Below are 13,591 nucleotides of genomic sequence, written 5' to 3'. Positions count from 1 at the left end.
TATGGACCACCGTTCTATCCGCATGATAAACACAAAAAAGCTTCCCGCAAGTTTCGTCAACTTTTAGGAAGCTTCTTTTATTTTCGGTTGGTAAGATGTTAGTTTTTTAACATCACCTTACCAACAAATCCTTTTATATCAAGGGTTTAGGGGGCAGATTACATCATGCCGCCCATTCCACCCATGCCGCCCATGTCAGGCATGCCGCCGCCGTTGTTTTCTTCAGGAATGTCTGCCACTACTGCTTCAGTAGTCAGGAACATTGCTGCAACGGATGCTGCGTTTTGAAGAGCAGAACGAGTAACTTTTGTTGGGTCAACGATACCAGAGTCGATCATGTTTACCCACTCGCCAGTTGCTGCGTTGAAGCCTGTTCCGACTTCTTCCTTCTTCAGGCGCTCAACGATGATAGACCCTTCAAGGCCTGCGTTGTGCGCGATTTGACGGATTGGCTCTTCAAGTGCGCGAAGAACGATGTTGATACCTGTTTTAACATCGGCATCAGCTTCAAGAGAAGCAACTTTGTTGTATACGTTCACCAGCGCAGTACCACCACCGGAAACGATACCTTCTTCTACAGCCGCACGAGTTGAGTTCAATGCGTCTTCGATGCGTAGTTTACGCTCTTTCAATTCTGTTTCAGTAGCCGCTCCAACTTTGACTACCGCTACACCGCCTGCAAGCTTAGCAAGGCGCTCTTGTAATTTTTCACGGTCGAATTCAGAAGTTGTTTCTTCCATTTGAGAACGGATTTGGTTGACGCGGGCAGAGATTTGATCCGGCTCGCCTGCACCTTCAACAACTGTTGTGTTTTCTTTTGTAACCACGATTTTCGCTGCGCGTCCAAGCTGAGTGATGTTCGCAGATTTAAGATCAAGTCCAAGATCTTCTGTGATCACTTCACCGCCTGTAAGGATGGCAAGGTCTTCAAGCATAGCTTTACGACGGTCACCGAATCCTGGAGCTTTAACAGCTACTGCGTTGAATGTTCCGCGAAGTTTGTTCACTACTAATGTAGCAAGAGCTTCACCTTCAACATCTTCAGCAACGATCAATAATGGCTTGCCTTGTTGCACGACTTGCTCAAGTACAGGAAGGATTTCCTGGATGTTTCCGATTTTCTTGTCAGTGATCAAGACATACGGATTTTCAAGAACCGCTTCCATTTTGTCAGAGTCTGTTACCATGTAAGGAGACGCATATCCGCGGTCGAACTGCATACCTTCCACAACGTCAAGCTCTGTAGAGAATCCTTTAGATTCTTCGATTGTGATAACGCCGTCGTTTCCAACGCGCTCCATAGCTTCTGCGATCAATTGTCCAACTTCTTCGTCAGCAGCAGAGATAGCCGCAACTTGTGCGATGGACTCTTTGCTTTCGATTGGTTTAGAGATTGCTTTCAGCTCTTCAACTGCCGTTTGAACCGCTTTTTCGATACCTTTGCGGATACCTACCGGGTTCGCACCAGCTGTAACGTTTTTCAGACCTTCACGGATCATCGCTTGCGCTAGAACCGTTGCAGTAGTTGTACCGTCACCAGCGATTTCGTTTGTTTTGCTTGCTACTTCAGCAACAAGCTTTGCACCCATGTTTTCGAATGCATCTTCAAGTTCGATTTCTTTTGCGATTGTCACACCATCGTTAGTGATTAGTGGAGAACCGTATTTTTTCTCAAGTACCACGTTGCGTCCTTTTGGTCCGAGAGTTACTTTTACCGCGTTTGCTAATTGATCCACACCGCGAAGCATGGAACGACGTGCTTCTTCGCTGAATTTAATATCTTTAGCCATTATAAAAGACCTCCTTAAATTTAATTAGGTATATTTGTAGTTAAGGCTCTTTTCTTAAACTTGTTGCCATTTAATATGCATTTTGAAAAAGTACTCCTAAACCGCCTGATAAAACCGGGTTGGCCAGAAAGAAAAGAGCTGACCTTTCTGTTCAGAGACATTTCTTAATGAACAAGAGAAAAATCCGGCATTTGGGATTTTTCGAAAGCAACAATTTTTACGAATACAGCTTCAGTTAAAGATTAATTATTCGCCGACTACAGCCAGAATGTCACTGTCACGAAGAATCAGGTATTCTGTGCCTTGGTATTTCACTTCTGTACCAGCATATTTAGAGAAGATGATTTTATCGCCGACAGCCACTTCAAGAGCTGCACGCTCACCATTATCAAGAACTCGGCCTGTACCTACAGCAACAACTTTACCCTCTTGAGGTTTCTCCTTAGCTGAATCCGGTAAAACGATACCGCTTGCTGTTTTTTCTTCTGACTCTACTAGCTCAATAACGACGCGATCACCTAGTGGTTTTAACAAGTGAAACAACCTCCTCATAATATTATGTAGATTGATATTTATTAGCACTCGTTTGAGGTGAGTGCTAACACATTTATTATAATAAATAATTCGTTTTCATTTTGCAAGAGTCCTGCATAAATTTTTTTCGTCAAAATTCCCGAAAATGCACACCCTCTTATTTTATGTGGGACAGAGGTTTTTTATGCCGATGATTTGCGGTGATTCTCGGCACGGTGCATATTTGTTTTTTGCGTTCATTACAAAGGTAAGCTGAATTCCCCCTATCAATCCAGCTATTACTGCCGATAAATTAGAAATTCAGGTTCTTTTATGACAAGCTATTTCGTATAACAAAGTAAAACCACTTTCTTTGCGAAAACGGCACTTTATTAGTAGAATTGTAAAGAAAAGCGGAAGCTACTAAGGATCGTTTATACAGATCTATATAAGGAGACATCACGTTGAAAAAACATTACGGATATGTTCTTATTGCCTATATCATTATGCAGCTTTCCAGTATCCTCGGAATCCCGGTTCTTTATTACATCCTTGTGAATTGGTTCAACCAATCCAGCGAGCAGGCAGAAGCGATTGTTCCCGGGTACTGGCTGGTCGTTTCATTTTCAATTGCGCTTCTTGTGGTCTGGGCCATTTTGCGAAAAACGGAGACAACGACACGCCTTGACAGGGAGGCACCGATGTCAGTCGGATTCTCTGGTTTATGGGCAATTGCCGGAATATTTATAGCTTTCTTCGCACAGTCTATAGCCATCCAGATTGAGAGCCTCCTCGGCATCAAAATGGGGTCGGAAAATACAAAGATGATTGTCAACATCATAGATACCGTGCCGTTGGCAATGATTGTCGCCGCGGTCATCGGACCGATCCTGGAAGAAATCGTATTCAGGAAAATTATCTTCGGTGTGCTATATGAGCGCTTTTCATTTATCATTTCCGCGCTGCTCAGTTCGATCATCTTTGCCTTTGCTCATTTTGAGCCTGAGCATGTTCTGTTATATTCCGCCATGGGCTTTACATTTGCCTTCCTTTATGTGAAAACCAAGAGGATTATTGTGCCAATCATTGCCCACGTATCAATGAATTCTCTCGTGGTGTTGATGCAGTCCATCTTCAGGGAAGATATCGAACGAATGATTGAAGAGGCGGAGAAAATTCAAGGATTTATAGGAGGATTATTTTTATGAGGAGATCACCTTTGTTCAGCGGCATACTTTACATCCTCCTCGGGGTTTTATTTACGTACTTTGCGATTCGAAATGTAAATGACCATGGGTGGGGATTTTTCTCATATTTGATGGTGCTACTGGCCACTCTTGATTTTGTTTCAGGATTCAGGATGGTCGCCATGCACTTCAAAATTAAAAAGCATATGGATAATAAGAAGTAGAAGAAGTCTGTTAAGGGCTTCTTTTTTTGTTTAAGAAGGTGGATCTACAGGCAGTGTTTGAAGATTTTCGACTAACGCCTAATTCGCCAACTTTATAAATACCCTTTGATGCCGGCGGTTTACGCCTCAACCCAATTGCAACACCTCTATCACACTCTTTGACACCGCCGATTCCCGTTTCAACCCAATTGCAACACCTCTATAACACTCTTTGACACCGCCGATTTACGCCTCAACTCAATTCCAACACCTCTATCACACTCTTTGACACCGCCGATTTCCGTTTCAACTCAATTCCAACACCTCTAACACACTCTTTGACACCGTCGATTCCCGTTTCAACCCAATTCCACCACCTCTATCACACTCTTTGACACCGCCGATTCCCGTTTCAACCCAATTCCACCACCTCTATCACACTCTTTGACACCGCCGATTTACGCCTCTCCCCCATTCCACCACCCCTAACACACTCTTTGACACCGCCGATTCACTTCTCACCCAATTCCACCACCTCTAACACACTCTTTGACACCGCCGATTCACTTCTCACCCAATTCCACCACCTCTAACACACTCTTTGACACCGCCGATTCACTTCTCAACCTAATTCCACACTCCCTAACTTCACTGTCGATTCTCAACCTCTTTATGTAAAAGAGCTTTTCCGAAGACGGAAAAGCTCTTTCTTTTAATAATAATAAGGATACGGGTAATAAGGATAGTAAGGATATGGGTACGGATAAGGGTAATACGGTCTTGGCGTTAGCAGGGCACCTGCAGCCAGACCTGTCAGGAATGGAAGCCCAAACCCAAAGCCAAACCGTCTTCGGCCAAATCCGTATGGGCGTCTTCCATAGCCGAAACCTCCTCCGTAGCCAAGTCCCAGGATTCTTTCATCATTGGGATCAATACCATGATGGTTCATCTGCATCTTCCTCCTCAGTTCTGTTTTCTAACTGGTGACACTATAGACTATGAACCAGGGTTGTATCTTTCTTGGGTATTTGTCCTTGGTTTCCAATATTTATGCAGCAAAAGAAAAAGGAACAACCCGTTAAGGTCATTCCTCTCTCTTCCGCTCTTCTTCATATAGTTCTCTTTGAAGCTCCTGCTCTGCTTGGAGTACTTTTTTATAGCCGACCTTAGAAATCCAAATACTGATTTCGTATAAAAACAGCAGCGGGACGGTCACCATTAGATGGGACACGATGTCCGGCGGGGTGATAAACGCAGCGATGACAAGCAGAATGAAATACGCATAGCTTCTCATTTGCGCCATGAACATCGGCGTGATGATCCCGAGCCTTGTCAAGAACAGCATAACCACCGGCAGTTGAAACAGAAAGCCGAAGGGCAGTGTCAACTGGAAAAGAAAATGAAAGTATTCATTGATTCCGATTACCTGCTGGATGTTCAGTTCAGTTGATAAATTCATCATGAACTTGACTACGTAGGGAAAGAGGATGAAGTAAGCGAAAGATAATCCCCCCAGGAAAAGAAGCAGGGAAATCGGGATATAGCTCAGTGTCACCCTTCTTTCTCTATCAAGCAAACCAGGACTGATGAAAGACCAAAGCTGAAACAGAATTAGTGGAGACGTGATGATTAACGAGATGAAAACCATCATTTCCAAATATATTTTAAGCGGGTCTGTCAGTCTGAAAGCGTTCATGGTCAATTCTTTCGCTTCATCGGCATGCTGCAGATATCTGATCAGCGGTTCAGCGAGAAAGAAGCTCCCTATAAACGCTAACAAGAAGAAAACGACTACAAACATGAGCCGTTTTCTGAGTTCACCTATATGTTCATAAACTGTCATTTCATTATGACTCATAGCGTTCAATCCTTACATTTACTTAGCATCTTTATTTTTATCGTCGTCGTCATCTGCTAAGCCTTTTGTTGCGTTTTTGAATTCACGCAAAGTGTTTCCTGCTGCTTTCCCTAATTCCGGCAATTTCTTCGGTCCGAAAATCAATAGAGCAACAATTGCGATCAATATGAGGCTACCTGGTCCTAGTGGCATAACGCTCACCTCCTCGTTCTATCATAACGTATCGACTATCTTTTTTCTATTATGTTCTATTTTCTTCTTGTGACATTTCGGTGTCTTCTTCAGAATAATTTTTCAGGAAATAGACCAGGGACTGAAGCTCAACCGCCAGGTCAATATGATGAATTCTGATATGTTCCGGAGCCGTCAGGCGTGCAGGCGTGAAGTTCAGGATCCCCTTGATGTTCGCTTCCACCAGCCTGTCGGTAATATTCTGGGCTGCTCCAGCGGGTACGGTCATGATGGCCACTTCGATACCATTATCTTCAAGGTGTTTTTCCAGGTCATCCAAATTGAAAACCGGTACATCACCAATGACTGTGCCAACCTTTCCGGGATCTACATCAAACGCCATTTCTATTTTGGTATTATTATTTTTGATAAAATTGTAGTGCAAGAATGCCGTACCAAGGTTCCCAACACCAATCAGCACAACCTTTGTCAATGCATCCTGATCAAGTGTTTTGCTGAAAAAAGATAATAGGTAGTTAACATTGTACCCATACCCTTTCTTTCCTAACGCTCCAAAGTAAGAAAAATCCCTTCGGATCGTCGCGGAATCCACCTTAACAGCTTCACTCAGTTCCTTGGAAGAAACCCTCTGCTTCCCGGAGGAGTGTAAGTTCTTGATAAATCTATAATATAACGGCAGCCGTTTAGCTGTCGCCTGTGGAATCTTTGTACTTTCCTGATTCATTGCCATTCCCCCACATATCATTCGCTTGAGCTTTTATAGCTTACCTCTTACTTCATTTCTACTGATAACGCTTCCATATAACGGTGCGAAGCCATCCTTTTCATTCTGAGCTTGTTACTGTGATATGTCAATTCCTTTTCATGGTAATCCTCTTTTGTCTCTTCTATCATACACTATTTCGCAGATCCTGTCTGTCCAGCACACGGGCTGCCATTTCCTTAATATTGCCGTCGTCATTGATTTTGCGATACACTATACTAATAGAAACCAGCTTGTTTGCGGTACTTTTTTCCCCATGTGAAAAGAGCCCTACTATATAGAGGTGAATGAAATGATATTATTACAAGTTAATCAAATCGTAAAGTCCTTCGGCGCCGAAGTGATTTTATCGAATATAAAACTGGAAATCCAAAGCCGCGACCGTATAGCTCTTGTTGGACGGAATGGCGCAGGCAAATCTACTTTATTAAAAATTATATCCGGACAGCTTTCCTATGATTCAGGAGAAATTATCAAACCGAAGGAAGTCTCTATTGGCTATCTGGCCCAGCATACAGGCCTTGAATCCGGCTTATCGATTTGGGATGAAATGCTTGCCGTCTTTGACGACCTCCGCAAGATGGAGAAGGATTTACGCAAACTCGAGCAGCAAATGGCCGACCCCGCTGTTTATGAAAATGAGGATAAATATAATAGAATCCTGAAAGAGTATGATACTATCCAAGTCAGATTCAAAGAGTCAGGGGGGTATCAGTTTGAAGCAGATATCCGCTCCGTATTGCACGGGTTAAACTTTGCCGGCTTCGACTATGATACTCCGATTTCAACATTGAGCGGGGGACAGAAGACGCGCCTCGCCCTTGGAAAACTCTTGCTGACAAAACCGGATGTCCTGATTCTCGACGAGCCTACCAACCATCTTGACATTGATACGCTGTCATGGCTTGAACAGTATCTTCAAGGTTATGAAGGCGCCATTCTAATCGTCTCCCACGACCGTTACTTTTTAGATAAAGTCGTGAATCAGGTATATGAGGTTTCCCGTTCAAACTCAAAGAAATATCACGGGAACTACAGCCAGTTTCTTGAGATGAAAGCGGAAATGTTTGAAAGGGAAATGAAGCAGTTTGAGCGCCAGCAGGAAGAAGTCGCAAAGCTGCAGGACTTCATCCAAAAGAATATTGCCCGTGCCTCCACAACGAAACTAGCACAAAGCAGACGAAAGAAACTAGAAAAAATGCAGCTGATGGACCGGCCGCAGGGTGATGAAAAATCGGCGACTTTTTCTTTTACCATTGACCGTCAAAGTGGAAATGACGTCCTGAAAGTAAATGACCTTGCCATCGGTTATGAAAGTGATGTGGTGTCCTCCTCTATCAACATGACTCTGTCCAAAGGAGACAGTGTTGCTCTGGTAGGACCAAATGGAGTCGGTAAATCGACTCTGTTAAAAACACTGATCAAGAGATTGCAGCCGATTGAAGGAACGTTTACCTTTGGTTCTAACGTTTCCATCGGCTACTACGACCAGGAGCAGGCAGAGCTTTCCTCTAATAAAACTGTTTTAAATGAGTTATGGGATGAATATCCGATGAAGGATGAGAAAGATATCCGGACCGTACTGGGGAATTTCCTCTTCTCAGGCGAGGACGTCTTGAAACCTGTAACCGCACTGAGCGGCGGTGAAAAAGCCAGACTTGCCCTTTCCAAACTGATGCTCCAGAAGGCTAACCTGCTCATACTCGATGAGCCGACAAACCATTTGGATCTCGACAGCAAGGAAGTATTGGAATCCGCTTTGATCCATTATCCAGGAACCATCCTGTTTGTTTCCCATGACCGCTATTTTATCAACCGGATTGCCACAAAAGTAATCGAGTTGTCCGCAGAGGATGCAACCGAGTTTCTTGGAGATTATGACTATTACCTTCAAAAGAAGGGGGAAATCGAGGAGCTCGCTCAGCTCGAGAATAGCCAAAAAGTCCAGAGTCAGGGGCCTGTAAAAACCGAAAAGCAAAGCTATCAGCTTGATAAAGAGGCTAAAAAGCTGGAGAGACAGCGGAAGAGAAGAGTAGAAGAACTAGAATCGTTAATGGAAGAACTCGAGGAAACCATTAGGAAAGTAGAAGCAGAACTATGTGATCCGCAGGTCTTCCAAGATCATGAAAAAGTGATCAAGCTAAATCAAGCATTAGAAGAAGCCAAGCATGCCTTGGAAGAATATATGGAAGAATGGACAGAAATCGAAGAGCTTCTTCAATCATAATGTCATCTTTAAGTTTCGATTATTAAAAAAATGTTTCTTTAGTAGTGTTTTTGAAGACGTTTATCTAATCAGAAACCACCTTTTACATTTCTAATATAGAAAACCGGCTGCAGATAATGTTCAGCAGCCGGTTTTCTTTCATTATGTAAGTACCTTTTTAATAGGTACTTTATGATCTCATCCTAATATGTACTCTCTATTCCACAAATTTATACACAGAGAAGTTGGCTATTTCTCTTTATTCACAGGACTTTTCCACATTATCCACAATTTAATCCACAGTTATCCCCAATACCCACAAAAAAATAGGAAAATATTCCTTGGTCTTTTACACATATTAAACCCAACTTATTAACAACTTATCCACAACCTGTGTACAAAACACATGTTCTCATTAGAATAGAAATGTATACTTTCGTTTTCCCTTCTCTTTAGGTAACTAAACCTGTCTTTTACCCTTGAAGTGTGAATAATACTGTTGAATAAAACTTTTTAATAAAGTTTGTCCCTCTTGCCCTGTTAATTTAGCCTATCAAGAGATAATCCTAGTTTTATTCACAGCTTTATCCTCAATTGCGTCTGAAATTACCCTGATTAGCTTGCTATTTCACTTTCCTTTCCCATTCTTATCCCCAGCACAGCATAAAAACTCTCTCTTCTTTGACCATTTTCATAACTATTCCACGCTTTCTTTTAGCTCTACCCACAGTTTTGTCCCCACCCCTGTATAACTTCCTGCTTTAGTTGAGGTGAAATTCTCATTTTGACCGTTTTAACATATATAATACCCACAAATTACCCACACCTCTTTATCGGCAACTGAAAAATAAAAAGACTTGAGAGATGTTTCTCTCAAGCCTAAAAATTTTCGATATCAAGGCCGGGATTGGCGTTCATGGCCATCGTTCCCCGTTTGCCTTTTTCAAATTCTATGGTTCCAGCTGCCGCAATCATTGCGGCATTGTCTGTGCAGAGTGATAATGGAGGAATCACTAATTCGATATCCTTCAATGAATCAAACTCTCTTTCCAACGCAGCGCGTAAACCTTTATTGGCCGCCACGCCTCCGGCAAGTAAGACCTGCGTAACCTTATATTGTTTTGCTGCTTTAATTGTTTTCGTTACAAGGACATCAATGACACTTTGCTGAAAACTCGCAGCAAGTGTTTCAGGGCGAATCTTTTCTCCACGCTGCTCAGCATTATGGACCGTATTGATAACTGCCGACTTAAGTCCGCTGAAACTGAAATCAAACGAGTCAGCCTCCAGCCAGGCTCTGGGCAGATCAATCTCAGGATTCCCTTCTGCTGCCAAACGGTCGATATGCGGACCTCCCGGATAAGGAAGGTTTAACGTTCTTGCTACTTTATCATATGCTTCCCCCGCTGCATCGTCTCTGGTTTCCCCAATAACTTCATAGGAACCGTGTTCTTTCATATAGACTAACTCAGTATGGCCTCCTGATACGACAAGTGAAAGAAGGGGAAAATTCATTTCTGTCACTAAACGGTTCGCATAAATATGACCAGCAATATGATGTACGCCAATTAAGGGAAGACCGTGGGCAAAAGCCAACGCCTTTGCCGCATTGACACCAATCAGCAGCGCTCCTACAAGCCCAGGGCCTTCCGTTACAGCAATCGCATCCATTTCTTTCATGGTCATCCCCGCCTGATTCAAGGCTTCTTCAATGACAATTGTAATTTGTTCCACATGATGCCTTGAAGCAATTTCAGGAACAACTCCTCCAAAACGCTTGTGGCTCTCAATTTGAGAAGCGACAACATTGGAAAGAATCTCTTTCCCATTTTTGACAATGGCCACTGCTGTCTCATCACAGCTCGTTTCCATCCCTAAAATATACGTATCTTTACTCATATAATTTCACCCACATAACTAATGCATCCTCTTGGTTGTCAGAATAGTAATTTTTACGGATTCCACCCTGCTGGAACCCAAACTTTCTATATAGTGACTGGGCTGGAGTATTACTTACCCTTACTTCGAGCGTCATGGTCCTCGCACCCATTTCCTTGGCAATCTCTATCATGCTTGCCATCAATTTGCCGCCAAGACCTTGTCCTCTATAAGAAGGCAGGACAGCAATGTTTGTAATATGTGCCTCATCTATGATAATCCAAACGCCGCAGTAGCCGATGATTTGTCCCTGGTCTTCAATGACTATGTATGTAGCAAAATGGTTAGTCTCTATTTCATTGAAGAAAGCATCACGGCTCCATGGAATCGAAAAAGAGTTGGCCTCCACTTCCATGACTTGGTCCAAATCCTCTGTAGTCATTAATCTTATTGTATAATCGTTCATTAACCGATTCCCCAGTTTACCCTCTATTTTTGCGATTCTCTCCATTTTGCTTCCGCTTCTGCCAGCCTGATATAATTCGGCACAAGCCCATGAACAGGCTCTTCAGAAAAATCCATCCCCAGCCTGATGAGTTCTGAAGGACGAGGATTGTGGCTGGTCATATCAGCAATCACCGCCTGATCTCCAAGCTTGTTCTTTAAAACTTCCTGATGAATCTTTACATCATGACCGACAAATAATATCTTCTCATTGTATCGGCTTAGAGTTTCTACCCAATCTTCTGCGGGCAGGTTGGCATCTTCTTTTTCACACACTAACTTACCCTCTTTAAACCTGTACAGCCCTGTGTATAACTGTCCTCTTCTGGCATCAAATAATGGAGAAATGACACCTTCAAAATATCTGCCTGAGGAAGCCAGAACAGCTAAGCTTGAGACCCCGACCACCGGTATACCCAGCGTCCATGCCAGCGTTTTGGCAATGGTAACGCCTATCCTGACACCAGTATAAGAACCTGGACCGCTGGCAACCACAATTTTATCCAGTTCAGCCGGTTCTACATTGCATTCTTTCATCAGCAACTCAACAGCCGGCATCGCTCTCAGAGAGTGATTCTTCTTTATATTTGTACTATATTCACCAATAACTTCACCATCATTAACCAGTGCAACTCCCAATTGATAATTAGAAGTATCAATCCCCAGGATCTTCATTCAAAAATCTCCTTACATAACAATTCATATCGATCTCCTGCCGGCTCTAAAATAATGGACCTTTCCTCGTCAGACTTTCTCAAAATGGTCACAGCCAGCTTTTGATCAGGTAACTGCTCCTTAATCAAATGCGCCCACTCCACGACGGTCACACCACCGCCGTTAAAATATTCATCAAATCCTAGGTCCTCAAAAGAATCATCCAAACGGTAAACATCCATGTGATACAAAGGCAGCCGCCCCTGGTATTCTTTTATAATCGTAAACGTAGGGCTGTTCACATTGCGCTTGACTCCCAAGCCCTTGGCCAGTCCCTTTGTAAAAGTGGTCTTCCCCGCTCCAAGATCCCCTTCTAGTGTCAATACATCGTTTGCCTGAAGAAGTTCACCAAGACGGCCGGCAAACTCCCCCGTTTGTTCAGGGCTGCTAGTTACTAATTCATACGTAGACATACAGTTCTCCTTTAATGGTATAAAAAAACCTTAGGATCATAGTCATTTCCTAAGGATGAAGTATATATGTAGTTTACCCGATTTCAACAAGTTGAGCAAAAAATCTTTCATAAAGACAAAAAAAATAACGAAACATCGTTTCGCTAAACTCTTAATGTAATAAATGGCGGTCCGGACGGGACTCGAACCCGCGACCTCCTGCGTGACAGGCAGGCATTCTAACCAACTGAACTACCGGACCAGGGATTTTTGACGAAGTCAAAATATCCTACCTTAAAGTAAGGAGCAGACACTAAAGTCAAAATATCCTACCTTAAAGTAAGGAATAGATTTCACTCGTTCAAAACATCTCTCCTTAATATAAGGAGCAAAATAAAAATGGTATTGCGGGGGCAGGATTTGAACCTGCGACCTTCGGGTTATGAGCCCGACGAGCTACCGAACTGCTCCACCCCGCGACGATAATATAAATTGATATTAAACTGATATCCGATTTGAGTTTATCCTACTGAACCACCCCGATTTCAGAGGGATAATTCAAGATGCGGCTCAATCGGTGCGCTGATGTGTAGCTCCGAAGCTTATTCGTTCGTGCTCCACCCCGCGACGATAAAAAAATATTTTACAGCCTGGCGACGTCCTACTCTCACAGGGGGAGATCCCCCAACTACCATCGGCGCTGAAGAGCTTAACTTCCGTGTTCGGCATGGGAACGGGTGTGACCTCTTCGCCTTAATCACCAGACTGTATAAACTTGAAAGAACATCGTTCTCTCAAAACTAGATAAAGGTATGAAGAAAAGAAAGTATTCCGAGTTTCGCTAAATAGTGTGGTTAAGTCCTCGATCGATTAGTATCTGTCAGCTGCACGTGTCGCCACGCTTCCACCTCAGACCTATCTACCTGATCATCTTTCAGGGATCTTACTCACATAAAGTGATGGGAAATCTCATCTCGAGGGGGGCTTCATGCTTAGATGCTTTCAGCACTTATCCCTTCCGCACATAGCTACCCAGCGATGCCTTTGGCAAGACAACTGGTACACCAGCGGTGCGTCCATCCCGGTCCTCTCGTACTAAGGACAGCTCCTCTCAAATTTCCTGCGCCCACGACGGATAGGGACCGAACTGTCTCACGACGTTCTGAACCCAGCTCGCGTACCGCTTTAATGGGCGAACAGCCCAACCCTTGGGACCGACTACAGCCCCAGGATGCGATGAGCCGACATCGAGGTGCCAAACCTCCCCGTCGATGTGGACTCTTGGGGGAGATAAGCCTGTTATCCCCGGGGTAGCTTTTATCCGTTGAGCGATGGCCCTTCCATGCGGAACCACCGGATCACTAAGCCCGACTTTCGTCCCTGCTCGACTT

At 43.6% G+C, this 13,591-nt stretch carries 13 protein-coding genes, 2 tRNA genes and 2 rRNA genes (1 of these 17 only partly in view); 3 read left to right on the top strand and 14 right to left on the bottom strand.

Translation table 11 applies throughout. The features are described from left to right. Nucleotides 1–158: 158 nt before the first annotated feature. Together groL and groES are read right to left on the bottom strand one after the other, a co-directional pair. Entirely contained in the window at nucleotides 159–1,790 is a 1,632-nt protein-coding gene (gene groL, locus V1502_RS01570) for a chaperonin GroEL (RefSeq protein ID WP_409252645.1), read from the bottom strand. A 246-nt stretch (nucleotides 1,791–2,036) separates the two neighbouring features. Next, nucleotides 2,037–2,324: a co-chaperone GroES gene (gene groES / locus V1502_RS01565; protein ID WP_409252644.1), complete on the bottom strand. Its 288-nt coding sequence runs from the start codon at nucleotides 2,322–2,324 to the stop codon at nucleotides 2,037–2,039. A gap of 443 nt (nucleotides 2,325–2,767) precedes the next feature. Between groES and V1502_RS01560 the strand changes: the two genes are divergently transcribed. After that, nucleotides 2,768–3,511, top strand: a complete 744-nt coding sequence (locus V1502_RS01560; protein WP_409252643.1) for a lysostaphin resistance A-like protein — start codon at nucleotides 2,768–2,770, stop codon at nucleotides 3,509–3,511. Then, complete coding sequence (locus V1502_RS01555) at nucleotides 3,508–3,714, top strand: YdiK family protein (RefSeq protein ID WP_409252642.1); 207 nt, start codon at nucleotides 3,508–3,510, stop codon at nucleotides 3,712–3,714. Before V1502_RS01560 ends, V1502_RS01555 begins: the two co-directional genes overlap by 4 nt. A 691-nt stretch (nucleotides 3,715–4,405) precedes the next feature. Here the strand turns inward: V1502_RS01555 and V1502_RS01550 are convergent. From V1502_RS01550 to V1502_RS01535, 4 genes are all read right to left on the bottom strand, one after another. After that, the gene (locus tag V1502_RS01550) at nucleotides 4,406–4,642 is read right to left on the bottom strand and encodes a spore coat protein (RefSeq protein WP_409252641.1); all 237 of its coding nucleotides are present in this window, start codon (nucleotides 4,640–4,642) and stop codon (nucleotides 4,406–4,408) included. Between the two features lie 135 nt (nucleotides 4,643–4,777). Continuing rightward, the gene (tatC, locus tag V1502_RS01545; protein ID WP_409252640.1) at nucleotides 4,778–5,551 is read right to left on the bottom strand and encodes a twin-arginine translocase subunit TatC; all 774 of its coding nucleotides are present in this window, start codon (nucleotides 5,549–5,551) and stop codon (nucleotides 4,778–4,780) included. Nucleotides 5,552–5,569: 18 nt separating this feature from the next. Continuing rightward, entirely contained in the window at nucleotides 5,570–5,743 is a 174-nt protein-coding gene (locus V1502_RS01540) for a twin-arginine translocase TatA/TatE family subunit (protein WP_044023218.1), read from the bottom strand. 49 nt (nucleotides 5,744–5,792) lie between these two features. Then, a complete protein-coding gene (locus tag V1502_RS01535) occupies nucleotides 5,793–6,467 on the bottom strand; it encodes a redox-sensing transcriptional repressor Rex (protein WP_409252639.1) in 675 nt (224 codons plus the stop codon). Between the two features lie 331 nt (nucleotides 6,468–6,798). Here V1502_RS01535 and V1502_RS01530 point away from each other — a divergent pair, with 331 nt between their 5' ends. Further along, nucleotides 6,799–8,733, top strand: a complete 1,935-nt coding sequence (locus V1502_RS01530; protein WP_409252638.1) for an ABC-F family ATP-binding cassette domain-containing protein — start codon at nucleotides 6,799–6,801, stop codon at nucleotides 8,731–8,733. A gap of 858 nt (nucleotides 8,734–9,591) precedes the next feature. Here the strand turns inward: V1502_RS01530 and tsaD are convergent. From tsaD to V1502_RS01490, 8 genes are all read right to left on the bottom strand, one after another. Beyond that, nucleotides 9,592–10,611: a tRNA (adenosine(37)-N6)-threonylcarbamoyltransferase complex transferase subunit TsaD gene (gene tsaD / locus V1502_RS01525; protein ID WP_409252637.1), complete on the bottom strand. Its 1,020-nt coding sequence runs from the start codon at nucleotides 10,609–10,611 to the stop codon at nucleotides 9,592–9,594. Next, a complete protein-coding gene (gene rimI, locus V1502_RS01520; RefSeq protein ID WP_409252636.1) occupies nucleotides 10,604–11,101 on the bottom strand; it encodes a ribosomal protein S18-alanine N-acetyltransferase in 498 nt (165 codons plus the stop codon). Before rimI ends, tsaD begins: the two co-directional genes overlap by 8 nt. Beyond that, entirely contained in the window at nucleotides 11,080–11,769 is a 690-nt protein-coding gene (gene tsaB, locus V1502_RS01515) for a tRNA (adenosine(37)-N6)-threonylcarbamoyltransferase complex dimerization subunit type 1 TsaB (protein WP_409252635.1), read from the bottom strand. Before tsaB ends, rimI begins: the two co-directional genes overlap by 22 nt. Next, on the bottom strand, nucleotides 11,766–12,221 hold the full coding sequence (tsaE, locus tag V1502_RS01510; protein ID WP_409252634.1) for a tRNA (adenosine(37)-N6)-threonylcarbamoyltransferase complex ATPase subunit type 1 TsaE: 456 nt from the start codon (nucleotides 12,219–12,221) through the stop codon (nucleotides 11,766–11,768). Before tsaE ends, tsaB begins: the two co-directional genes overlap by 4 nt. A 164-nt stretch (nucleotides 12,222–12,385) precedes the next feature. Next, a tRNA-Asp gene (locus tag V1502_RS01505) sits at nucleotides 12,386–12,462 on the bottom strand. Between the two features lie 143 nt (nucleotides 12,463–12,605). Beyond that, nucleotides 12,606–12,679: transfer RNA gene (locus V1502_RS01500), tRNA-Met, on the bottom strand. A gap of 169 nt (nucleotides 12,680–12,848) precedes the next feature. Next, nucleotides 12,849–12,965: ribosomal RNA gene (gene rrf, locus V1502_RS01495) — 5S ribosomal RNA — on the bottom strand. An 85-nt stretch (nucleotides 12,966–13,050) separates the two neighbouring features. Beyond that, nucleotides 13,051–13,591 (bottom strand): 23S ribosomal RNA (locus V1502_RS01490); it runs 2,394 nt beyond the window's last position.

Source organism: Rossellomorea sedimentorum (assembly GCF_046237645.1).
Taxonomy (GTDB): Bacteria; Bacillota; Bacilli; order Bacillales; family Bacillaceae_B; genus Rossellomorea; species Rossellomorea sedimentorum.
The sequence above is the reverse complement of the archived record's forward strand: the minus strand, read 5'-3'. Positions and strand labels throughout refer to the sequence as shown.